At 56.3% G+C, this 23236-nt stretch carries 20 protein-coding genes and 1 other annotated feature; of the genes, 17 read left to right on the plus strand and 3 right to left on the minus strand.

Features of this window, described 5'->3' with window-relative positions; genetic code table 11:
- The first annotated feature begins 561 nt into the window (after positions 1 to 561).
- From dnaA to gyrB, 4 genes are read left to right on the plus strand one after another with little or no spacing between them, the layout of a single operon-like run.
- Entirely contained in the window at positions 562 to 1956 is a 1395-nt protein-coding gene (gene dnaA / locus C3451_RS04425) for a chromosomal replication initiator protein DnaA (RefSeq protein ID WP_003861124.1), read from the plus strand.
- Positions 1957 to 1960: 4 nt separating this feature from the next.
- The gene (dnaN, locus tag C3451_RS04430) at positions 1961 to 3061 is read left to right on the plus strand and encodes a DNA polymerase III subunit beta (RefSeq protein WP_003861122.1); all 1101 of its coding nucleotides are present in this window, start codon (positions 1961 to 1963) and stop codon (positions 3059 to 3061) included.
- Positions 3061 to 4134, plus strand: coding sequence for a DNA replication/repair protein RecF (recF, locus tag C3451_RS04435; RefSeq protein WP_022646527.1), 1074 nt, complete (start codon positions 3061 to 3063; stop codon positions 4132 to 4134). Before dnaN ends, recF begins: the two co-directional genes overlap by 1 nt.
- 28 nt (positions 4135 to 4162) lie before the next feature.
- The gene (gene gyrB / locus C3451_RS04440) at positions 4163 to 6574 is read left to right on the plus strand and encodes a DNA topoisomerase (ATP-hydrolyzing) subunit B (RefSeq protein ID WP_023298951.1); all 2412 of its coding nucleotides are present in this window, start codon (positions 4163 to 4165) and stop codon (positions 6572 to 6574) included.
- Between the two features lie 43 nt (positions 6575 to 6617).
- Here the strand turns inward: gyrB and C3451_RS04445 are convergent, their stop codons facing one another.
- Positions 6618 to 7544 (minus strand): LysR family transcriptional regulator, encoded by a 927-nt coding sequence (locus tag C3451_RS04445; protein ID WP_124304239.1) that lies wholly within the window; start codon positions 7542 to 7544, stop codon positions 6618 to 6620.
- 110 nt (positions 7545 to 7654) lie between these two features.
- On the opposite strand from C3451_RS04445, the gene C3451_RS04450 reads away from it, so the two are divergent.
- From C3451_RS04450 to C3451_RS04485, 8 genes are all read left to right on the plus strand, one after another.
- Positions 7655 to 8680: an NAD(P)-dependent alcohol dehydrogenase gene (locus C3451_RS04450; protein ID WP_045620988.1), complete on the plus strand. Its 1026-nt coding sequence runs from the start codon at positions 7655 to 7657 to the stop codon at positions 8678 to 8680.
- A gap of 113 nt (positions 8681 to 8793) precedes the next feature.
- Entirely contained in the window at positions 8794 to 9606 is an 813-nt protein-coding gene (gene yidA / locus C3451_RS04455) for a sugar-phosphatase (protein ID WP_023305134.1), read from the plus strand.
- A gap of 226 nt (positions 9607 to 9832) precedes the next feature.
- Positions 9833 to 10522, plus strand: a complete 690-nt coding sequence (gene dgoR, locus C3451_RS04460; protein WP_003861109.1) for a D-galactonate utilization transcriptional regulator DgoR — start codon at positions 9833 to 9835, stop codon at positions 10520 to 10522.
- Positions 10519 to 11397: a 2-dehydro-3-deoxygalactonokinase gene (locus tag C3451_RS04465; protein ID WP_045620989.1), complete on the plus strand. Its 879-nt coding sequence runs from the start codon at positions 10519 to 10521 to the stop codon at positions 11395 to 11397. Before dgoR ends, C3451_RS04465 begins: the two co-directional genes overlap by 4 nt.
- Positions 11381 to 11998, plus strand: coding sequence for a 2-dehydro-3-deoxy-6-phosphogalactonate aldolase (locus tag C3451_RS04470; protein ID WP_022646535.1), 618 nt, complete (start codon positions 11381 to 11383; stop codon positions 11996 to 11998). The genes C3451_RS04465 and C3451_RS04470 overlap by 17 nt, the downstream gene beginning before the upstream one ends.
- Positions 11995 to 13143: a galactonate dehydratase gene (gene dgoD, locus C3451_RS04475; protein WP_017694024.1), complete on the plus strand. Its 1149-nt coding sequence runs from the start codon at positions 11995 to 11997 to the stop codon at positions 13141 to 13143. The genes C3451_RS04470 and dgoD overlap by 4 nt, the downstream gene beginning before the upstream one ends.
- 117 nt (positions 13144 to 13260) lie before the next feature.
- Positions 13261 to 14598, plus strand: a complete 1338-nt coding sequence (locus C3451_RS04480) for an MFS transporter (RefSeq protein ID WP_161177384.1) — start codon at positions 13261 to 13263, stop codon at positions 14596 to 14598.
- A 51-nt stretch (positions 14599 to 14649) separates the two neighbouring features.
- On the plus strand, positions 14650 to 15879 hold the full coding sequence (locus C3451_RS04485; RefSeq protein ID WP_074142895.1) for a DUF3748 domain-containing protein: 1230 nt from the start codon (positions 14650 to 14652) through the stop codon (positions 15877 to 15879).
- Here the strand turns inward: C3451_RS04485 and C3451_RS04490 are convergent.
- Positions 15876 to 16208: a YceK/YidQ family lipoprotein gene (locus C3451_RS04490; RefSeq protein WP_032622035.1), complete on the minus strand. Its 333-nt coding sequence runs from the start codon at positions 16206 to 16208 to the stop codon at positions 15876 to 15878. The genes C3451_RS04485 and C3451_RS04490 overlap by 4 nt on opposite strands.
- Before the next feature lie 247 nt (positions 16209 to 16455).
- Positions 16456 to 16530, plus strand: a sequence feature (ROSE (Repression Of Heat Shock gene Expression) occurs in the 5'-region of heat shock genes and acts as an RNA thermometer to modulate expression.).
- On the opposite strand from C3451_RS04490, the gene ibpA reads away from it, so the two are divergent.
- From ibpA to C3451_RS04505, 3 genes are all read left to right on the plus strand, one after another.
- A complete protein-coding gene (gene ibpA, locus C3451_RS04495; protein ID WP_003861094.1) occupies positions 16524 to 16934 on the plus strand; it encodes a small heat shock chaperone IbpA in 411 nt (136 codons plus the stop codon). (Overlaps the previous feature by 7 nt.)
- Before the next feature lie 136 nt (positions 16935 to 17070).
- Positions 17071 to 17499, plus strand: coding sequence for a small heat shock chaperone IbpB (gene ibpB / locus C3451_RS04500; RefSeq protein ID WP_022646539.1), 429 nt, complete (start codon positions 17071 to 17073; stop codon positions 17497 to 17499).
- 172 nt (positions 17500 to 17671) lie between these two features.
- Positions 17672 to 19333, plus strand: coding sequence for a putative transporter (locus tag C3451_RS04505; RefSeq protein WP_022646540.1), 1662 nt, complete (start codon positions 17672 to 17674; stop codon positions 19331 to 19333).
- On the opposite strand, the gene C3451_RS04510 is transcribed toward C3451_RS04505, so the two are convergent.
- Positions 19301 to 20047, minus strand: coding sequence for a GntR family transcriptional regulator (locus tag C3451_RS04510; RefSeq protein ID WP_022646541.1), 747 nt, complete (start codon positions 20045 to 20047; stop codon positions 19301 to 19303). The two genes, C3451_RS04505 and C3451_RS04510, sit on opposite strands and share 33 nt — an antisense overlap.
- Positions 20048 to 20268: 221 nt before the next feature.
- Between C3451_RS04510 and C3451_RS04515 the strand changes: the two genes are divergently transcribed.
- A complete protein-coding gene (locus C3451_RS04515) occupies positions 20269 to 21891 on the plus strand; it encodes an alpha-glucoside-specific PTS transporter subunit IIBC (RefSeq protein WP_022646542.1) in 1623 nt (540 codons plus the stop codon).
- Positions 21888 to 23210 carry a 6-phospho-alpha-glucosidase gene (locus tag C3451_RS04520; protein WP_045308261.1) on the plus strand — a complete coding sequence of 441 codons (1323 nt, stop codon included), beginning with the start codon at positions 21888 to 21890 and terminating at the stop codon, positions 23208 to 23210. The genes C3451_RS04515 and C3451_RS04520 overlap by 4 nt, the downstream gene beginning before the upstream one ends.
- Positions 23211 to 23236 lie beyond the last annotated feature (26 nt).

A 23236-nucleotide genomic window follows, 5' to 3' on the forward strand; every position in this document is an offset into this window, starting at 1 on the left:
AGCGTGGGTGATTAAAGAGGCCGGATTGTAATAATTGTACACTCCGGAGTCAATTCTCTTTCCTTAAATCCCTGCGTATTTCCGCACGATTTCGCGTGGAAAATGAGCAACGAACGACGCAGGAAGATGAGCATCACGCGCCGGGTCGAGGATTATACGGGCTCGCCAACAAAGCGCAAGGATCCTCCTGGATCTTCGTTAGATCATTTAAGCCCAAAATTGTCTGTGCTCATTAAATTTTCCAATATGCGGCCTAAATCGCGAGGCACTCGCGTCAGGATCGTTTACACTTACCCGATTCCGGATCTTCCTGTGGATAAATCGGGAAGAATCTGTGAGAAACAGAAGATCTCTGGCTCAGTTTAGGCTATGATCCGCGGTCCTGATCGGGATCCAGCGATCCTGGCCGGACATAAACACAACATCGTTCAGGCTGTATCAACGATAGCGTGTATAACCGCAGATAGCGGTTCGCACATCACCCTGATGGGGTCATGTCGATGTGCGCCAACAATCATGAATATTCAATAGTTTTCTTTTATTGTTCGAGTGGAGTCCGCCGTGTCACTTTCGCTTTGGCAGCAGTGTCTTGCCCGATTGCAGGATGAGTTACCAGCCACAGAATTCAGTATGTGGATCCGCCCATTGCAGGCGGAACTGAGCGATAACACGCTGGCTTTGTACGCGCCAAACCGTTTCGTGCTCGATTGGGTAAGGGATAAATACCTTAATAACATCAATGGACTGCTGAACGATTTCTGCGGGTCAGATGCCCCACAGCTGCGTTTTGAAGTGGGCACAAAGCCGGTCACCCAAACCGTTCGTGAAGTTGTCAATGTGGCAGCCCCTGCACAGGCGGCGCCCGCTCCAGCGCCTCGCGTTGCACCGGCTCGTCAGGGCTGGGATAACGTTCCAGCCCCCGCTGAGCCTACCTACCGCTCTAATGTTAACGTGAAACACACGTTCGATAACTTCGTTGAAGGTAAGTCGAACCAGCTGGCGCGCGCGGCGGCCCGCCAGGTTGCCGATAATCCCGGTGGTGCTTACAACCCGCTGTTCCTTTATGGCGGCACGGGTCTCGGTAAAACGCACCTGCTGCATGCGGTGGGCAACGGCATTATGGCGCGTAAGCCCAATGCCAAAGTAGTGTATATGCACTCCGAACGCTTCGTTCAGGACATGGTAAAAGCCCTGCAAAACAATGCGATCGAAGAGTTTAAACGTTACTACCGTTCCGTTGATGCGCTGCTGATCGATGACATCCAGTTCTTTGCCAATAAAGAACGATCGCAGGAAGAGTTTTTCCACACCTTTAACGCCCTGCTGGAAGGCAATCAGCAGATCATTTTGACCTCGGATCGTTATCCAAAAGAGATCAACGGCGTTGAAGATCGTCTCAAATCCCGCTTCGGCTGGGGCCTGACCGTGGCGATCGAGCCGCCGGAGCTGGAAACCCGCGTCGCGATCCTGATGAAAAAAGCCGACGAGAACGACATTCGCCTGCCGGGTGAAGTGGCGTTCTTTATTGCCAAGCGCCTGCGTTCCAACGTTCGTGAGCTGGAAGGGGCACTGAACCGCGTTATCGCCAACGCCAATTTTACCGGTCGTGCGATCACCATCGATTTTGTGCGTGAAGCGCTGCGCGATTTGTTGGCATTGCAGGAAAAACTGGTCACCATCGACAATATTCAGAAGACGGTGGCTGAGTACTACAAGATCAAAGTGGCAGATTTACTGTCTAAACGTCGTTCCCGCTCGGTGGCGCGTCCGCGTCAGATGGCGATGGCGCTGGCAAAAGAGCTCACCAATCACAGCCTGCCGGAAATCGGTGATGCGTTTGGTGGACGTGACCATACGACCGTGCTGCACGCCTGTCGCAAGATTGAGCAGTTACGCGAAGAAAGCCACGACATAAAAGAAGATTTTTCCAATTTAATCAGAACATTATCATCGTGACGCTATGAAATTTACCGTTGAACGTGAACATTTATTAAAACCGCTGCAACAGGTGAGTGGCCCATTAGGCGGCCGCCCTACGCTGCCTATTCTTGGAAACCTGCTGCTTCAGGTCGCTGACGGTACGCTGTCGCTGACCGGCACAGATCTGGAAATGGAAATGATCGCGCGCGTTACGCTGACTCAGCCGCACGACGCGGGCGCGACCACGGTTCCGGCACGTAAATTCTTTGATATTTGCCGTGGGCTGCCGGAAGGCGCTGAAATCGCCGTGCAGCTGGAGGGCGACCGCATGCTGGTGCGCTCTGGCCGCAGCCGTTTCTCCCTCTCCACGCTGCCCGCTGCGGACTTCCCGAACCTGGATGACTGGCAGAGCGAAGTTGAATTTACCCTGCCGCAGGCGACGATGAAGCGTCTGATTGAAGCCACGCAGTTCTCCATGGCGCATCAGGACGTTCGTTACTACTTAAACGGCATGCTGTTCGAAACCGAAGGTGAAGAGCTGCGTACCGTGGCTACAGACGGTCACCGTCTGGCGGTCTGTTCTATGCCGATTGGCGATTCACTGCCAAACCATTCGGTGATCGTACCGCGTAAAGGCGTAATTGAACTGATGCGTATGCTCGACGGCGGCGACACCCCGCTGCGCGTGCAGATCGGTAGCAACAATATTCGTGCCCACGTGGGCGATTTTGTCTTCACATCGAAGCTGGTAGACGGACGTTTCCCGGATTATCGCCGCGTATTGCCGAAGAACCCGGACAAAACGCTGGAGGCAGGTTGCGACATCCTCAAGCAGGCGTTCGCGCGCGCCGCTATTCTCTCCAACGAGAAATTCCGCGGCGTACGTCTGTACGTGAGTGAAAACCAGATCAAAATCACCGCCAACAACCCGGAGCAGGAAGAGGCAGAAGAGATTCTGGACGTCACCTACGCCGGGGCTGAGATGGAAATCGGCTTCAACGTCAGCTATGTGCTGGATGTGCTGAATGCACTGAAATGCGAGAACGTTCGCATCCTGCTGACTGACTCCGTTTCGAGCGTACAGATTGAAGATGCCGCATCACAGTCGGCTGCTTATGTTGTCATGCCAATGAGACTGTAATGTCGCTCACCCGTCTGTTGATCCGCGACTTTCGCAACATCGAGAGCGCGGATCTCGCTTTATCCCCTGGCTTTAATTTCCTGGTTGGCGCGAACGGCAGCGGCAAAACCAGCGTGCTGGAAGCCATCTATACGCTCGGTCATGGCCGGGCGTTTCGCAGTTTGCAGATTGGTCGCGTGATTCGCCACGAGCAGGATGCGTTTGTGCTGCATGGGCGCTTACAGGGTGCCGAGCGGGAAACTGCCATCGGCCTGACCAAAGACAAGCAGGGCGACAGCAAGGTGCGCATCGACGGCACCGACGGCCACAAGGTGGCGGAGCTGGCACTGCTGATGCCGATGCAGCTGATTACGCCGGAGGGGTTTACTTTACTCAACGGCGGCCCCAAATACAGAAGAGCGTTCCTCGACTGGGGATGCTTTCACAATGAAGCCGGTTTCTTTAACGCCTGGAGCAATCTGAAGCGTCTGCTTAAACAGCGTAACGCCGCATTGCGCCAGGTCACGCGCTACGCCCAGCTGCGTCCGTGGGACATGGAATTAATTCCTCTTGCGGAACAAATCAGCCGCTGGCGTGCCGAATACAGCGCAGGTATCGCCGAAGACATGGCCGACACCTGCAAACAGTTTTTACCCGAGTTCTCTCTCACCTTCTCTTTCCAGCGTGGCTGGGAAAAAGAGACGGATTATGCCGAGGTGTTAGAGAGAAGCTTCGAGCGCGATCGCATGTTGACCTACACCGCGCACGGCCCGCACAAGGCGGATTTCCGCATTCGTGCCGACGGTGCGCCGGTGGAAGACACGCTGTCGCGCGGGCAGCTGAAGCTCCTGATGTGCGCGCTACGCCTGGCGCAGGGGGAGTTCCTCACCCGCGAAAGTGGGCGACGCTGCCTGTACCTGATAGATGATTTTGCCTCGGAACTTGACGACGCGCGGCGCGGGCTACTTGCCAGCCGCTTAAAAGCCACGCAGTCGCAGGTTTTCGTCAGCGCCATTAGCGCTGAACACGTTATGGACATGTCGGACGAAAATTCGAAGATGTTTACCGTGGAAAAGGGTAAAATAACGGATTAACCCAAGTTGAAATGAGCGAGAAACGTTGATGTCGAATTCTTATGACTCCTCCAGTATCAAAGTCCTGAAAGGACTGGATGCGGTGCGTAAGCGCCCGGGTATGTATATCGGCGACACGGATGACGGCACCGGTCTGCACCACATGGTATTCGAGGTGGTAGATAACGCTATCGACGAAGCGCTCGCGGGTCACTGTAAAGACATCGTGGTCACGATCCATGCGGACAACTCCGTGTCCGTTACCGATGACGGTCGTGGCATCCCAACCGGTATTCACCCGGAAGAGGGCGTATCTGCTGCGGAAGTTATCATGACCGTTCTGCACGCAGGCGGTAAGTTCGATGATAACTCCTATAAAGTTTCCGGCGGTCTGCACGGCGTAGGCGTATCCGTGGTAAACGCCCTGTCGCAGAAGCTGGAGCTGGTTATCCAGCGCGAAGGCAAAATTCACCGCCAGATTTACACCCATGGTGTGCCGCAGGCACCGCTGGCCGTTACCGGTGATACCGACAAAACCGGTACCATGGTGCGTTTCTGGCCGAGCCTTGAAACCTTCACCAACGTCACCGAATTCGAGTACGAGATCCTGGCGAAACGCCTGCGTGAACTGTCGTTCCTGAACTCCGGCGTGTCGATTCGACTGCGCGACAAACGCGACAACAAAGAAGACCACTTCCACTACGAAGGCGGTATCAAGGCGTTCGTTGAGTATCTGAACAAGAACAAAACGCCAATTCACCCGAATATCTTCTACTTCTCTACTGAAAAAGACGGTATCGGCGTGGAAGTGGCACTGCAGTGGAACGATGGTTTCCAGGAAAACATCTACTGCTTTACCAACAACATTCCACAGCGCGACGGCGGTACGCACCTTGCGGGCTTCCGCGCGGCGATGACCCGTACCCTGAACGCCTACATGGACAAAGAAGGCTACAGCAAAAAAGCGAAAGTCAGCGCCACCGGCGACGATGCCCGTGAAGGCCTGATTGCCGTGGTCTCCGTGAAGGTGCCGGATCCGAAATTCTCCTCACAGACCAAAGACAAGCTGGTTTCTTCTGAGGTGAAATCGGCGGTTGAACAGCAGATGAACGAACTGCTGAGCGAATACCTGCTGGAAAACCCGTCCGACGCGAAAATCGTGGTGGGTAAAATTATCGATGCGGCGCGTGCCCGTGAAGCGGCGCGTAAAGCCCGTGAAATGACCCGCCGTAAAGGCGCGCTGGACCTGGCAGGCCTGCCGGGCAAACTGGCTGACTGCCAGGAACGCGATCCGGCGCTGTCCGAACTGTACCTCGTGGAAGGGGACTCCGCGGGCGGTTCTGCGAAGCAGGGCCGTAACCGCAAGAACCAGGCGATTCTGCCGCTGAAGGGTAAAATCCTCAACGTTGAGAAAGCGCGCTTCGACAAGATGCTCTCTTCTCAGGAAGTGGCGACGCTCATCACCGCGCTCGGCTGCGGCATCGGTCGCGACGAGTACAACCCGGACAAACTGCGCTATCACAGCATCATCATCATGACCGATGCGGACGTCGACGGCTCGCACATTCGTACGCTGCTGTTGACCTTCTTCTATCGTCAGATGCCGGAAATCGTTGAGCGCGGCCACGTCTACATTGCCCAGCCGCCGCTGTATAAAGTGAAGAAAGGCAAGCAGGAACAGTACATTAAAGATGACGAGGCGATGGATCAGTACCAAATCGCGATCGCCCTTGATGGTGCGACCCTGCACGCAAACTCCAGCGCGCCAGCGCTGGCCGGTGAACCGCTGGAGCGTCTGGTCTCCGAGTTCAACGCCACGCAGAAAATGATTGGCCGTATGGAGCGTCGCTATCCGAAAGCGCTGCTGAAAGAGCTGATTTATCAGCCGACCCTGACCGAAGCCGATCTGAGCGACGAGCAGACCGTCACCCGCTGGGTGAACACCCTGGTGAGCGAGCTGAACGAGAAAGAGCAGCACGGCAGCCAGTGGAAGTTCGACGTTCAGCAGAACGCTGAGCAACAGTTCGAGCCGATCGTCCGCGTGCGTACCCACGGCGTCGATACCGACTACCCGCTGGAGCACGAGTTTGTTACCGGTCCGGAATACCGCCGTATCTGCACCCTCGGCGAGAAGCTGCGTGGTCTGATCGAAGACGACGCGTTTATCGAACGTGGCGAGCGTCGTCAGCCGGTAGCCAGCTTCGAACAGGCGCTGGAGTGGCTGGTGAAAGAGTCCCGTCGTGGCCTCTCTATTCAGCGTTATAAAGGCCTGGGCGAAATGAACCCGGATCAGCTGTGGGAAACCACCATGGATCCGGAAAGCCGTCGCATGTTGCGCGTCACCGTTAAAGACGCAATCGCAGCGGATCAGCTGTTCACTACCCTGATGGGTGACGCGGTTGAACCACGTCGCGCCTTCATCGAAGAGAACGCCCTGAAAGCGGCGAATATCGATATTTAATCGTCGTTATACCGCACGATAACAGGCCGCGCTTTTAGCGCGGCTATTTTATGGGCGCAGGCATATCCAGCGACATCACTGACGGTAAACGGCTGGCAAGCATAGCGACAGCAATTCTAACCCTCAGCGGCAGATGCGGCGTCTGCTGCCAGACTGCATGAACGTCGAAGCGCACGTCCGGTGCCTGCTTTAAAAGCGGGATGAGTTTTCCCTGATGTATTTCTCTGCGGGCCATCCAGCAGGGCAACCACGCAAGGCCGTGTCCGGCCAGCGCAGCGTCGCAGATTGCCTGTAAATCATCCATATTGAGCGATGAGCGGGGAGTAAAGGTGTGCGATCTCCCTTCGCTATCCATTAGCTGCCAGGGCAGCACTCTGCCTGATCGCAGATAGTTAATGGCAGTGTGGTGGGGTAAATCAGCAACGTTTTCTGGCTGGCCGTTCTTCATCAGGTAATCCGGGGCGGCACACAGCACCATGCGATGCTCGCCCAGCCTTCTGGCGACCAGCAGGCTGCTGTCCTGCAGCGTGCCGTTACGTACCGCCATATCAAAGCCTTCCTCTACCAGATCCACCACGCGGTCGCTGAATGACATTTCAAGCTCAAGCCCAGGATGTTCCTGCGTCAGTTCTATCAGCAGTGGCGCGACGCACTGGCGACCAAACAGAACCGGCATGGCGACGCGCAGGCGGCCGCTGACCTGCTGCTTCCCTGTTTCAAGCAGCGACTCCGCGCCCCGAATCTCCTCCAGCGCGCGAAGGCAGCGTTCATAAAACAGAGCGCCGTTGTCGGTCAGCCTCTGGCTGCGGGTGGTACGCTGGAAAAGACGTACGCCCAGCCGCTCTTCAAGACGAGCAATGCTTTTTCCTACCGCCGAGCGCGACAAATGCAGACGGACTGCGGCCTGCGCAAAACTTCCCGCCTCAACGGCGGCCACAAATACAGGTATATCCTTCAGCGTATCGGTCATGGATTGTATCCACTGCGTCATCAATTATGGGAAAATTTATCGCCACTGGCGACCAGGCGTCAACGGTAGACTGTCAGTCCTAAAGCTTATTTGATGGCAGGAGAGAAAAAATGACAGAAACAATGCAGCGCTGGTCAATGAACGCCCTTGGGCGCGAGAGCCTTCAGCTTGTTCAGGTGCCTGTGTCACAGCCAGGTCCGGGGGAGGTTCGCGTAAGGGTTAATGCCGTTGCGCTCAACTACCGGGATAAAATGGTGATTGAAGGCACGATGCCGATTCCGCTTTCCTTCCCGTTTACCCCAGCATCTGACATGGCAGGCGTGGTGGACAGCATTGGTGAAGGTGTTACGCGCTTCAAACCCGGCGCACGCGTCATCTCAACCTTCTTCCCGGAATGGATCGACGGCAAGCCGCAGGCAGACGCGCGCGATTTGCCCTATAAAACGTCCGGTGGATACTTCCAGGGCATGCTGGCCGAATATGTGATTGTAAGTGAAAACGCGCTGGTGGCGTCCCCGGAAAGCCTGGATGACGCTGAGGCCAGCACGCTTCCTTGCGCGGGGCTTACCGCATGGTTCGCGCTGGTGGAGCGCGGTCATTTACGCGCCGGGCAATCGGTGCTGGTACAAGGCACGGGCGGTGTGGCGCTATTCGCTTTGCAGATAGCAAAAGCGCACGGCGCAGAAGTTATTGTTACGTCGGGGAGTGATGAAAAACTGGCACTAGCCAAAAAGCTGGGAGCCAGCCAGGGCATCAACCGACTGAAAGGCGACTGGGCTGAAAATACGCTGGCACTGACGCAGGATCGCGGCATCGACCACATTATCGAAACCGTGGGTGGGGAGAACCTGAGACATTCCCTTCGCGCGGTAGCCGTTCACGGGCGTATCTCCGTTATTGGCGTGCTGGCCGGAACGGACATTTCCCTGCCTGCTGGCGAGCTGCTGCTGAAATCCCCGGTCATTCAGGGGATTGGGGTTGGACACCGCCGGGCGCTGGAAGATTTCGTCCGTGCTGTTGATGTCACGGAGTTAAAACCGGTGATTGAACATCGCTATCGTTTTGACGAACTGGAACAGGCGCTTGAGCATCTGGATCGCGGTGCGTTTGGCAAAATCGTTCTCACCCGCGAGTGAGTTCTTGTTCCCGGGATAAATATAAAAGGGGCTTTTTGTTACGCAAGGTAGCTCTATTTTTGTGTGCTTAATCGCGTTAGCATGAAATAGCACTCATTTATCCCGGGGACCTCATGGCTATCAAACTCATTGCAATCGATATGGACGGCACGCTGCTGCTGCCAGACCACACTATCTCTCCTGCCGTTAAAAATGCGATCGCCGCCGCACGCGAAAAAGGCGTGAACGTGGTGCTCACCACCGGACGCCCGTATGCCGGGGTGCACAGCTACCTGAAAGAGCTGCACATGAATCAGCCTGGCGATTACTGCATCACCTATAACGGCGCTCTGGTGCAAAAGGCAGCCGATGGCAGCACGGTGGCGCAAACTGCACTGAGCTATGATGACTACCGTTTCCTGGAAAAGCTCTCCCGCGAAGTGGGCTCTCACTTCCACGCGCTCGATCGCAATACGCTTTACACCGCCAACCGCGATATCAGCTACTACACGGTGCACGAGTCCTACGTTGCAACCATTCCACTGGTGTTCTGCGAAGCGGAAAACATGGACCCGGCAACCCAGTTCCTGAAAGTGATGATGATTGATGAACCTGCGGTTCTCGACAAAGCCATCTCACGCATTCCGGCTGAGGTAAAAGAGAAATACACCGTGCTGAAAAGTGCGCCGTACTTCCTCGAAATCCTCGATAAACGCGTCAATAAAGGCACGGGTGTCAAATCGCTTGCCGATGCGCTGGGCATCAAGCCTGAGGAGATCATGGCGCTGGGCGACCAGGAAAACGATATTGCGATGATCGAATATGCAGGCATGGGCGTGGCGATGGATAACGCCATCCCGTCGGTGAAAGAAGTGGCGAACTTCGTCACCAAATCTAACCTGGAAGACGGCGTGGCTTATGCGATTGAGAAATTTGTCCTGTCCTAACAGCTGTCTGTAATCATCAGCCTCGGTTATCAACCGGGGCTTTTTTTGGCGCTGAATTTATCGAATTGTTCTTTTTGTGATCTGGATTGTAGTACAACATTAACTGATTGTACTACATTGTCACCACGGCAAAGGCGAAAGGACTCACGTTTGTACTGCAAAAGTGAGGCGAAATTCAGCGGTCGCGGTAAAGTAGTGATGGACTTACAGAGCACAAGGACTCTCCATGACACTCAATAAAACCGATCGCATTGTCATCACGCTGGGCACTCAGATTGTGGGTGGCAAATACGTTCCCGGTTCGCCGCTGCCAGCAGAGGCGGAACTGTGCGAGGAGTTTGAAACCTCGCGCAACATCATCCGGGAAGTGTTCCGCTCGCTGATGGCGAAGCGGCTGATTGAAATGAAGCGCTATCGCGGCGCGTTTGTTGCGCCGCGTAACCAGTGGAACTACCTCGATACCGATGTTCTGCAATGGGTACTGGAAAATGACTACGACCCACGGCTTATCGGCGCGATGAGCGAAGTCCGAAATCTGGTGGAACCGGCCATCGCCCGCTGGGCGGCAGAGCGCGCAACGTCAGGTGACCTGGCACAGATTGAGTCGGCGTTAAACGACATGATCGCCAATAACCAGAATCGGGAGGCGTTCAACGAGGCGGACATTCGCTACCACGAGGCGGTACTGCAGTCGGTGCATAACCCGGTGTTACAGCAGCTTAGCGTGGCGATCAGCTCGCTACAGCGAGCAGTATTTGAACGTACCTGGATGGGCGATGAGGCCAACATGCCGAAAACGCTTCAGGAACATAAAGCGCTGTTCGATGCGATACGGCATCAGGACGGCGATGCGGCAGAGCAGGCGGCACTGACCATGATCGCCAGCTCGACACGAAGGTTGAAGGAAATCACATGACATCACGCTACATCGCAATTGACTGGGGATCGACCAATCTGCGCGCCTGGCTCTACCAGGGGGAGCAGTGTCTGGAAAGCAGGCAATCAGAAGCAGGTGTGACGCGCCTGAACGGTAAATCCCCCGAAGCGGTGTTAGCAGAGGTGACACAAAACTGGCGCGACGGTACTACGCCAGTGGTGATGGCCGGAATGGTCGGCAGTAACGTGGGCTGGAAGGTTGCGCCTTACCTGTCGGTTCCGGTGCATTTCACCGCCGTTGGCGATCAGTTAACGTCTGTTGGCGACAATGTCTGGATTATTCCCGGTTTATGCGTCTCTCGCGACGATAACCATAACGTGATGCGCGGCGAAGAGACGCAGCTGCTCGGGGCGCGCACCCTTTCTCCTTCTTCTGTCTACGTCATGCCCGGGACGCACTGCAAATGGGTCCAGGCGGATGCTGAGCAAATTCATGATTTCCGCACGGTGATGACCGGCGAACTGCACCACTTGCTGCTTAAGCATTCGCTGGTGGGGGCCGGTTTGCCGGAGCAAACCCCTTCGCCGGAAGCGTTTGCCGCCGGGCTTGAGCGCGGGATCGCATCCCCTGCCGTTTTGCCGCAACTTTTTGAGGTTCGCGCCTCGCACGTGCTGGGAAATCTTCCGCGCGAGCAGGTCAGCGAATTTCTGTCCGGCCTGCTGATTGGCGCCGAAGTCGCCACCCTGAGCGACGCATTCGCCGGGCAGCAGGCCATCACGCTCGTCGCGGGTTCATCGCTGACGTCTCGTTACCGCCAGGCGTTCCACGCTATCGGACGGGATGTTGCTGCGGTGGAAGGCGACACGGCATTTCAGGCAGGTATAAGGAGCATCGTTCATGCAGTGGCAAACTGAACTTCCCCTGATCGCGATTTTGCGCGGTATCACGCCCGGTGAGGCCTTAGCGCACGTTGGCGCGGTGATCGACGCCGGGTTCGACGCGGTGGAAATCCCGCTCAACTCCCCGGAATGGGAAAAAAGCATTCCGGCAATTGTGAAGGCGTTCGGTGATAAAGCGCTGATTGGTGCTGGTACCGTATTACAGCCGGAGCAGGTGGATGAACTGGCGAAGATGGGCTGCAAGCTTATCGTCACACCGAATATCAACCCCGAGGTGATCCGCCGGGCGGTGGATTACGGCATGACCGTATGCCCGGGTTGCGCCACGGCCACAGAAGCCTTTGCCGCCCTCGATGCGGGCGCACAGTCTCTCAAAATTTTCCCGTCGTCGGCCTTTGGTCCGGATTACATCAAAGCGCTGAAAGCGGTCTTACCCGCCAGCGTGCCGGTCTTTGCCGTGGGCGGCGTCACGCCGGAAAACCTGGTGCAGTGGATAAAAGCAGGTTGTGCGGGCGCGGGGCTGGGCAGCGATCTCTATCGTGCCGGACAGCCCGTTGAGCGTACCGCACATCAGGCGGCAGCATTTGTGAAAGCGTATCGAGAGGCAGTGCAATGAAAATAACCAAACTTACCACGTACCGTTTACCCCCGCGTTGGATGTTCCTGAAAATCGAAACCGACGAAGGCGTGGTTGGCTGGGGCGAGCCGGTGATTGAAGGCCGTGCGCGTACGGTTGAAGCCGCGGTTCACGAGCTGGGTGAATACCTGATTGGCCAGGATCCGGCGCGCATCAACGACCTGTGGCAGGTCATGTACCGGGCGGGATTTTACCGTGGCGGTCCGATCCTGATGAGCGCCATCGCCGGTATCGATCAGGCGCTGTGGGATATCAAAGGCAAAGTGCTGAATGCCCCGGTCTGGCAATTAATGGGCGGCCTGGTGCGAGACAAAATCAAAGCCTACAGCTGGGTGGGCGGTGACCGCCCTGCGGAAGTGATCGACGGTATCCGGCAGCTGCGCAACATCGGTTTTGACACCTTCAAACTCAACGGCTGCGAAGAGATGGGCGTTATCGACAACTCGCGCGCGGTAGACCGGGCGGTGAACACCGTGGCGCAAATCCGCGAGGCTTTCGGCAACGAGATTGAGTTTGGCCTGGATTTCCACGGCCGCGTCAGCGCGCCAATGGCCAAAGTGCTGATTAAAGAGCTGGAGCCGTATCGCCCGCTGTTTATTGAAGAGCCTGTTCTGGCCGAGCAGGCGGAATACTATCCAAAACTGGCTGAACAGACGCACATTCCCATCGCGGCGGGGGAGCGTATGTTCTCGCGCTTCGAGTTTAAGCGCGTGCTGGAAGCGGGCGGCATTGCGATCCTCCAACCGGACCTCTCCCACGCGGGTGGCATCACCGAATGCTACAAAATTGCCGGCATGGCAGAAGCCTACGATGTGGCGCTGGCGCCGCACTGTCCGCTTGGGCCGATTGCGCTGGCGGCCTGCCTGCACGTCGACTTCGTCTCCCGCAATGCGGTGTTCCAGGAACAAAGCATGGGCATACACTATAACAAGGGCGCGGAGCTGCTCGACTTTGTGAAAAACAAAGAAGACTTCAGCATGGAAGGTGGTTTCTTTAAACCGTTAACGAAGCCGGGCCTTGGCGTGGAGATCGACGAAGCCAAAGTCATTGAGCTGAGTAAAAGTGCGCCGGACTGGCGTAACCCACTGTGGCGTCTTGAAGACGGTTCCGTAGCCGAGTGGTAAATCGCCGGATGGCGCTACGCTTATCCGGCCTACTCTCTCGTAGGCCCGGTAAGCGAAGCGCCACCGGGCAAAAAAAACGTACATAGAAAAAATATAACCCTCTGTAAATTACAGGGCATGGTGAGCGGCTTCGCTATGCCCAAAATCTGGAGACAGATTGCGATGGATATTCCAGTTACTGCTACAAAAACCGGGCGTCGTCGTTACCTGACGTTGATCATGATCTTTATTACCGTGGTCATCTGTTATGTCGACCGCGCCAACCTCGCCGTGGCATCGGCCCATATTCAGGAAGAGTTTGGCATCACCAAAGCGGAAATGGGTTACGTCTTCTCGGCGTTTGCCTGGCTGTATACGCTCTGCCAGATCCCCGGCGGCTGGTTCCTTGACCGCGTGGGGTCACGTCTGACCTACTTTATCGCTATTTTGGGCTGGTCCGTGGCGACCCTGTTCCAGGGCTTCGCCACCGGGCTGATGTCGCTGATAGGCCTGCGCGCCATCACCGGGGTGTTTGAAGCGCCCGCGTTCCCGACCAACAACCGCATGGTGACCAGTTGGTTCCCTGAACACGAACGTGCTTCCGCTGTTGGTTTTTACACCTCCGGGCAGTTTGTTGGTCTGGCGTTTCTGACGCCGCTGTTAATCTGGATCCAGGAGCTGCTGAGCTGGCACTGGGTGTTCATCGTCACCGGCGGGATCGGCATTATCTGGTCGTTAATCTGGTTTAAGGTCTATCAGCCGCCGCGTCTGACCAAAAGCATCACCAAAGCCGAACTGGACTACATCCGCGACGGCGGCGGTCTGGTGGACGGCGATGCGCCAGTGAAAAAAGAGGCGCGCCAGCCGCTGACCAGAGCGGACTGGAAGCTGGTCTTCCACCGTAAGCTGGTGGGCGTATATCTGGGCCAGTTCGCGGTGACCTCCACGCTGTGGTTCTTCCTCACCTGGTTCCCGAACTATCTGACCCAGGAAAAAGGGATAACCGCGCTGAAGGCGGGCTTTATGACCACCGTACCCTTCCTTGCGGCGTTTTTCGGCGTCCTGCTCTCGGGCTGGCTGGCGGATAAGCTGGTGAAAAAAGGCTTCTCACTGGGCGTTGCGCGTAAAACGCCGATTATCTGCGGACTGCTGATCTCTACCTGCATCATGGGAGCGAACTACACCAACGATCCAGTGTGGATCATGACCCTGATGGCGGTAGCGTTCTTCGGGAACGGTTTTGCCTCCATCACCTGGTCGCTGGTGTCGTCCCTGGCACCGATGCGGCTGATTGGCCTGACTGGTGGCGTATTCAACTTCGTTGGCGGCCTGGGCGGGATCACCGTGCCGCTGGTCATCGGTTACCTGGCGCAGGACTACGGCTTTGGTCCGGCTCTGGTGTATATCTCTGCCGTGGCGCTGATCGGCGCGCTCTCCTACATCCTGCTGGTAGGTGACGTGAAACGAGTAGGCTAATCCCTTCGGATGTTTTACCCTGATGCGATAACCGCGCATCAGGGTATTTTCATGAAACAAATCACCTTCGCTTCCCGCAACCACCAGCTCACCAACATCAACATCTGGACGCCAGACAGCCAGTGGCTTGTCTATGATGTCCGCCCGTCCGGCGCGTCTTTTACCGGTAAAACCATTGAGCGGGTCAATGTCATTACGGGCGAGGTTGAGGTGATCTACCATGCGACTGACGGCGCGCATGTCGGCGTGGTGACCGCTCATCCGGCGCAGGACAAATATGTTTTTATCCACGGCCCGAAAAAACCGGATGCAGACTGGCAGTATGATTTTCACCATCGTCAGGGAGTGATTGCGCACAACGGCCAGGTGAGCAATCTTGATGCGATGGATATCACCGCGCCTTACACGGCGGGGGCGCTGCGTGGCGGCAGCCACGTTCACGTTTTTAGCCCGAACGGGCAGTTCGTCAGCTTTACCTACAACGACCATGTGCTGCACGCGCGCGATCCGCAGCTGGATTTGCGTAACGTCGGGGTGGCGGCGCCTTTTGGTCCGGTAAACCCACAGGGGAACCATCCGCGGGAATATGCTGGCACCTTCTGGAGCGTGCTGGTAAGCCGGACAACGCCGAACCCGCAACCGGGCAGCGATGAGATCAACCGCGCCTATGAAGAGGGCTGGGTGGACAACGACAGGCTGGCGTTTATCGGCGATACGGTGTCTGCGAAAGGCGAGAAAGTGCCCGAACTGTTTATTGTGGACCTTCCCAAGGACGAGCAGGGCTGGAAACGGGCGGGCGATGCGCCGTTGCAGGGGACGCCGGATACAATGCCCGCGCCGCCTGCGGGCGTCATGCAACGCCGCCTTACCTTCACCCATCAGAAGGCGTATCCGGGGCTGGTGAACGTGCCGCGCCACTGGGTGCGCAGCAATCCACAGGGGACGCAGATTGCGTTTTTAATGCGGGACGATAACGGCATTGTGCAGCTGTGGCTTATCTCCCCTGAAGGCGGTGAGCCGCGTCAGTTGACCCACGCTGAGAGCGATATTCAGTCGGCCTTTAACTGGCATCCTTCCGGCAACGGGCTGGGATTTGTGCTTGCAGGCCGCATTGCCTGCTGCGATGCGCAGACCGGAGAGGTGACGTTTTTGACGTCCGATCACGGCAATCCGCCGTCTGCTGACGCTGTGGTGTTTTCCCCGGACGGACGTTTTATTGCGTGGATGGAAGAGAAGGACGGTTTCCGCCAGCTGTGGCTAACGGAAACCGCACAGAATTAGCGCGGGGTCATCTCTGCGGGCGGGATGACGGAGTTAGTCGCCAGCGTCTCCTGCTCGCTTTTCTCAACGCGCGAACGCACTGAGCTGTCGGTGCGGAACATATCCCACGGCAGCAGAAGCGTATCGGCAACCGCCGTAAACGGCATATCAAGAATCGCCAGAGATTTGGTACCCCAGTTTGTCTCATCATCAGAGATCATGGCGGCACTGGCGCGCGTCCCCGGATATGTTCCTTCTTTACCGCCGGTGTGCGACATCACGCTCGAACACCCGCAAAGTAAAACAACCCCGCTGAACGTCGCCAGCTTAATCAGAACATTTCTCATCATCACTCAGTCATCATTAGTAGCACGGCATTGACCTGCAACTCAGGGTTATAGCGAGGCGCGTCCAAAATGGATAGCTCAAAACTCCCGCACTGTGGTCGCCATCGCAATTTAACCCTTTGTGCTGTGCCCCTGAGTCTATGCGACAACCAGCAAAGTGCAAAAAAATCTCACATCAACAGGCTTGAAAAGGCCGTATCCAGACCCATTTTAAGAATGTAACCCGATAACGGACACGCCTGATGGGTGTTCGGGGAAGCAGAAGCCTGTCCATGGTGGAAGGCTACATTTTCTCGCTGATTCCAGGAGTTTTTATCTATGCGTAATTTCGATCTCTCTCCGCTATACCGTTCTGCCATTGGTTTTGATCGTCTGTTCAACCACTTAGAAAACAACCAGAGCCAGAGCAACGGCTATCCTCCTTACAACGTTGAATTGGTTGACGAAAACCACTATCGCATTGCGATTGCTGTCGCCGGTTTCGCAGAGAGCGAACTGGAGATCACCGCGCAGGACAATCTGCTGGTGGTGAAAGGCTCCCATGCGGGCGAGCAGAAAGAACGAACCTACCTCTACCAGGGCATCGCAGAGCGCAACTTTGAACGCAAGTTCCAGCTGGCTGAGAACATCCACGTCAAGGGCGCGAACCTGGTGAACGGCCTGTTGTTTATCGAACTGGAACGTGTGATTCCGGAAGAGAAAAAACCGCGTCGTATCGAAATCAATTAATTAAGCGGGTCGCGGCTGCGGCCCACCTGAAATTGCTTGCCGTAAAGGGAGCATATGCGAATCCGTAAGGGTTTGCAGGTACAACTGCGCACAAAAATAAACTGTGCCGAACTCGCTTCTCAGAAGGAGATTTAGTATGCGTAACTATGATTTTTCCCCCCTGCTGCGTCAGTGGATCGGTTTTGACAAACTGGCTAACGCGCTGCAAAGCGCAACCGAACAGCAGACGTTTCCGCCGTACAACATCGAAAAAAGCGATGATAACCACTACCGCATCACGCTTGCGCTGGCCGGGTTTCGTCAGGAAGATCTCGACATCCAGCTTGAGGGTACGCGCCTGACCGTTAAAGGGTCACCGGAAAAACCAGACACCGAGACCAAATGGTTGCATCAGGGGCTTGTCACTCAGCCGTTTAGCCTGAGCTTTACCCTGGCAGACCATATGGAAGTTTCTGGCGCGACGTTCACTAACGGGCTGCTGAATATTGACCTCACCCGTAACGTGCCGGAAGCTATCGCGCCGCAGCGCATCGCCATTAGCGACAGGCCGGCGTTAAACAGTTAACAAACCCGCCGAAACTGTAGGTCGGGTTAGGCGCAGCCGCCACCCGACAACGCTCACAGACCGCACAAGGCCCTGCCCCGGCAGGGCTTTTTTGTGCGCCATCACCCATACAACCGCCGCCAGCTCTGAGAGAATCCCTGTTATAACTAAGGTTATACACAGGATGTGGAACATGAGTGATATCGCGTTAACCGTCAGCGTGTTGGCCCTTGTCGCGGTAGTGGGGCTATGGCTGGGGAATATCAAAATCCGCGGCGTCGGGTTTGGGATTGGCGGAGTGCTTTTCGGCGGGATTTTTGTCGGCCATTTTGCCGACCAGCTTGGGTGGGTGCTCAGCGCCGATATGCTGCATTTCATCCAGGAGTTCGGCCTGATCCTCTTTGTGTATACCATCGGTATTCAGGTGGGGCCGGGCTTCTTCGCTTCCCTGCGCGTCTCCGGTTTACGCCTTAATCTCTTTGCCTTCGGCATCGTCGTGATGGGTGGGCTGGTCACCGCCATTCTGCACAAACTCTTCGCTATTCCGCTGCCCGTCGTGCTGGGCATCTTCTCCGGCGCCGTAACCAATACGCCCGCGCTCGGGGCGGGCCAGCAAATTCTGCGCGATCTGGGTATCCCTGCTGATGTCGTCGATCAGATGGGGATGAGCTACGCCATGGCCTATCCGTTTGGCATTTGCGGTATTTTGCTCTCCATGTGGCTGGTGCGCGTGCTGTTCCGCATTAACGTCGAGCAGGAGGCGAAAGAGCATGAAAGCACGCTGACCAACGGCCATGCGCTTATTAAAACCATCAACATTCGCGTCGAAAACCCCAACCTGAATAATATGGCGATACAGGATGTCCCCATTCTGAACAGCGCGACTATTATCTGTTCACGCCTGAAACGTGACGACACGCTGATGGTGCCTTCACCTGACACACTCATTCAGCACGGCGATCTCCTGCATCTGGTAGGGCAACCGGCGGATTTAAACAATGCCCGGCTGGTGATTGGTCAGGAGGTGGATACCTCGCTCTCAACCCGTGGAACGGACATGCGCGTGGAGCGCGTGGTAGTGACCAATGAGAAGGTCCTGGGCAAGAAAATACGCGATTTGCAGGTTAAAGAGCGTTATGACGTGGTGATCTCCCGGCTTAACCGCGCCGGTGTCGAGCTGGTGGCCAGCCAGGATGCCAGCCTGCAATTCGGTGATATTCTCAATCTCGTCGGGCGTCCTTCATCTATTGATGCCGTAGCGAACATGGTGGGCAACGCCCAGCAAAAACTCCAGCAGGTGCAGATGCTGCCGGTCTTTATCGGCGTCGGGCTTGGCGTCATGCTTGGCTCCATCCCCCTGTACGTGCCCGGCTTCCCGGTAGCACTGAAGCTGGGGCTGGCAGGCGGGCCGCTCATTATGGCGCTGATCCTCGGGCGTATCGGCTCCATCGGTAAGCTCTACTGGTTTATGCCGCCGAGCGCTAACCTGGCGCTGCGGGAGTTGGGCATCGTGCTGTTTCTGGCGGTGGTGGGACTGAAATCCGGCGGCGATTTTGTCGATACCCTGGTTAACGGCGAAGGGATGAGCTGGGTAGGCTACGGCATATTCATTACCGCCATCCCGCTGATAACGGTCGGATTACTGGCGCGTATGTTCGCTAAAATGAACTATCTCACGCTGTGCGGCATGCTGGCCGGTTCCATGACCGATCCGCCCGCCCTGGCGTTCGCCAATAACCTGCACGCCACCAGCGGCGCGGCGGCGTTGTCCTACGCCACGGTCTATCCGCTGGTGATGTTTTTGCGCATTATCACCCCGCAACTACTGGCGGTGCTGTTCTGGGGGATGGGCTAATAAGTCTTCCGGGTGGATACGCCGCAGATGGTAGTCCACCTGGTAATCGCTGGTGTTCCTGAACATCACGGAATAGTTGAGGAACTCGCCGCTGTCGCTGTAGGAAAGAGAGGTGATGCGCAGCAGCGGCGTCTGTTCCGGCAGATTCATATAACCGGCCAGCTGTTTATCTGCCAGCACTGGCGTCAGGCTCTCGTAGTTGCCGCTAATGGTGATCCCGCACTCCTTCTCGATGTAATCAAACTTAGACCCTTCGAGATGCGCCAGGGAAAGATTGCGGAACAGCTTCACCGGCATAAAGCTGTCCTCCAGCATCAGCGGTTTTCCGTCCACGTAACGCACCCGCCTTGAAAAATAGATCCGCTCATCAACCTGAATCCGCAACTGGCTGGCGATGGCGGGCGGCGCGGGCATCACTTCAAACTGCAACACCTTGCTCTGCACTTCTTTCCCCTGCTGGCGCAGTACCTCCACCAGCCCGGTCAGGTTAGTCGTTTCATGATGAACGTCTTTGCGCGCCACGAACGTCCCGCTGCCGTGTCGACGTTCAACCAGCCCCCAGCTTACCAGCAGATCCAATGCCTTGCGGATGGTCATCCGGGCTACGCCAAACTCCTTTGCCAGCGCTTTTTCGCCGGGTAACGGGCTGCCAATGTTGTAGTCCGACGAATTGAGCCGTAGCCGCAATCTGTCGGCAATAGATTTGTAGATCACCTGTAGACCTCTGCTCGCCCGTTATGGCGTGGATTACGTCTTAACTTGTCCATATTTGCTATCAAAAGTAGACCTGATTGGTCAAATTAAAACCATGAATGCGATCACGAATCGCAGCGGCACGCCATGTTCCCGCATCAGTAACTTCTTATGCTCACCTCAGGCCAGTAAAAAATCATAAAGGCCTCTACCCCTACAGGTTGTTTCATGAGGATTTAAAAATGCTCAGTCAAATACAACGTTTTGGCGGCGCCATGTTCACCCCGGTTTTACTGTTTCCCTTTGCCGGGATCGTGGTCGGAATCGCCATCATGCTTCGCAACCCGCTGTTTGTCGGCGAAGCTTTAACGGCCCCCGATCATCTGTTCGCGCAGATTGTTCACATCATCGAAGAGGGCGGCTGGGCGGTGTTCCGCAATATGCCGCTGATTTTTGCTGTCGGCTTACCGATTGGCCTGGCAAAGCAGGCGCAGGGCCGCGCCTGTCTGGCAGTGCTGATTAGCTTTCTGACCTGGAACTACTTTATCAACGCGATGGGGATGACCTGGGGTCACTTCTTTGGCGTCGACTTCTCTGCTGAACCCACTGCTGGCAGCGGGCTGGCGATGATTGCCGGAATCAAAACGCTTGATACCAGCATCATCGGGGCGATTATCATTTCCGGGCTCGTCACCGCCATCCATAACCGATTTTTCGACAAGCCGTTGCCAGTCTTCCTGGGGATTTTCCAGGGCACCTCGTTTGTCGTTATCCTCGCGTTCTTCGTGATGATCCCCTGCGCCTGGCTGACGCTGCTGGGCTGGCCGAAAGTGCAGATGGGCATTGAGTCCCTGCAGGCGTTCCTGCGCTCTGCCGGTGCGCTAGGCGTATGGGTCTATACCTTCCTGGAACGCATTCTGATCCCAACCGGATTGCACCACTTTGTCTACGGCCCGTTTATCTTCGGCCCGGCGGCGGTAGAGGGCGGCATTCAGGTCTACTGGGCGCAGCACCTGCAGGAATTCAGCCAGAGCACTGTGCCGCTAAAAACACTGTTCCCTGAAGGCGGCTTCGCCCTGCACGGCAATTCGAAAGTGTTTGGCTCGGTCGGGATTGCGCTGGCGATCTGGTACACCGCGTCGCCGGAAAACCGCGTCAAGGTTGCGGGGCTGCTGGTTCCGGCCACGCTTACCGCCGTGCTGGTGGGTATTACCGAACCGCTGGAGTTCACCTTCCTGTTTATCTCGCCGTTGCTGTTTGCTATCCACGCCGTGCTGGCCGCAACGATGGCGACGGTGATGTATACCTTCGGGGTGGTGGGGAACATGGGGGGCGGTCTGCTGGACCAGTTCCTGCCACAAAACTGGATCCCGATGTTCCATAACCACGCCTCGACGGTATTCACCCAGATTGGCATCGGCCTCTGCTTCACCGCTCTCTATTTCGTGGTCTTCAGGACGCTTATCGAACGTCTGAATCTGAAAACGCCGGGCCGGGAAGAGAGCGAAATCAAGCTCTACAGCAAGGCCGACTATAAGGCGGCGCGTGGGCAAACCACCGCCCCGGCAGCAGCCAGCCAGCAGGTCGGACAGGCCGCTGGGTTCTTACAGGCGCTCGGCGGCGCAGCAAATATCGAAAGTATCAATAACTGCGCCACCCGCCTGCGTATCGCCCTGGTGGATATGACGAAAACCCAAAGCGACGACGTCTTCAAAGCCCTGGGCGCACACGGTGTGGTGCGACGCGGCAACGGCATTCAGGTGATTGTCGGTCTGCACGTTCCTCAGGTGCGCGACCAGCTGGAATCGCTGATGAAAACCCCTTTAACAAACGAACAAACCACTCTGACAGAGGCTATATCATGAAAAAATTCTCAGTTGTTATTGCAGGCGGCGGCAGTACATTCACGCCTGGTATCGTCCTGATGCTGTTAGCCAACCGTGACCGTTTCCCGCTACGTGCGCTGAAGTTCTATGACAATGACGGAGCACGTCAGGAGGTTATCGCCGAGGCGTGCAAAATCATCCTCAGGGAGCAGGCGCCTGAGATTGAATTTAGTTACACCACCGATCCGAAAGCAGCCTTTACCGATGTGGATTTCGTGATGGCGCATATTCGCGTGGGCAAATACCCGATGCGTGAAAAAGATGAAAAAATCCCGCTGCGCCACGGCGTGCTGGGCCAGGAAACGTGCGGGCCGGGCGGCATCTCCTACGGCATGCGCTCCATCGGCGGCGTGCTTGAGCTGGTAGATTATATGGAGCAGTACTCCCCGAACGCGTGGATGCTGAACTACTCCAACCCGGCGGCGATTGTCGCGGAAGCCACGCGCCGCCTGCGTCCGAACGCGAAAATCCTCAACATCTGCGACATGCCGATCGGCATTGAAGGCCGTATGGCGCAAATCGTCGGCCTGAAAGACCGCAAAGAGATGCGCGTGCGCTACTACGGTCTGAACCACTTCGGCTGGTGGACGTCGATTGAAGATCTGAACGGAAACGATCTGATGCCGAAGCTGCGCGAATACGTGGCGAAAAACGGTTATGTTCCGCCTTCGGAAGATGTGCATACTGAAGCGAGCTGGAACGATACCTTCGCCAAGGCCAAAGACGTACAGGCGCTGGATCCGGACACCATGCCGAACACCTACCTGAAGTATTACCTGTTCCCGGACTATGTGGTCGCCCATTCCAACCCGGAGCGTACCCGCGCCAATGAAGTGATGGATCACCGTGAGAAGCATGTATTCAGTTCATGCCGGGCGATTATCGAAGCCGGTCATTCTTCTGCCGGTGAACTGGAAATCGACGAACATGCATCGTACATCGTCGATCTGGCGACCGCGATTGCCTTTAATACCCAGGAACGCATGTTGCTGATTGTGCCTAACAATGGGGCTATCCATAATTTTGACGCCGACGCGATGGTAGAAATTCCGTGTCTGGTCGGCCACAACGGACCGGAGCCGCTGACCGTGGGTGATATTCCTCACTTCCAGAAAGGGCTCATGAGCCAGCAGGTGGCGGTGGAAAAACTGGTGGTGGACGCCTGGGAGCAGCGCTCGTATCAGAAACTCTGGCAGGCGATTACCCTGTCGAAAACCGTACCGAGCGCATCGGTGGCGAAGGCGATTCTGGACGATCTGATTGAAGCTAATAAGGATTACTGGCCAGAGCTGCACTAATCTTTCTGACCGGCATCGCCAGATGC

The sequence above is a fragment of the Enterobacter sp. 301B genome, from assembly GCF_003850715.1.
GTDB lineage: Bacteria > Pseudomonadota > Gammaproteobacteria > Enterobacterales > Enterobacteriaceae > Enterobacter > Enterobacter intestinihominis.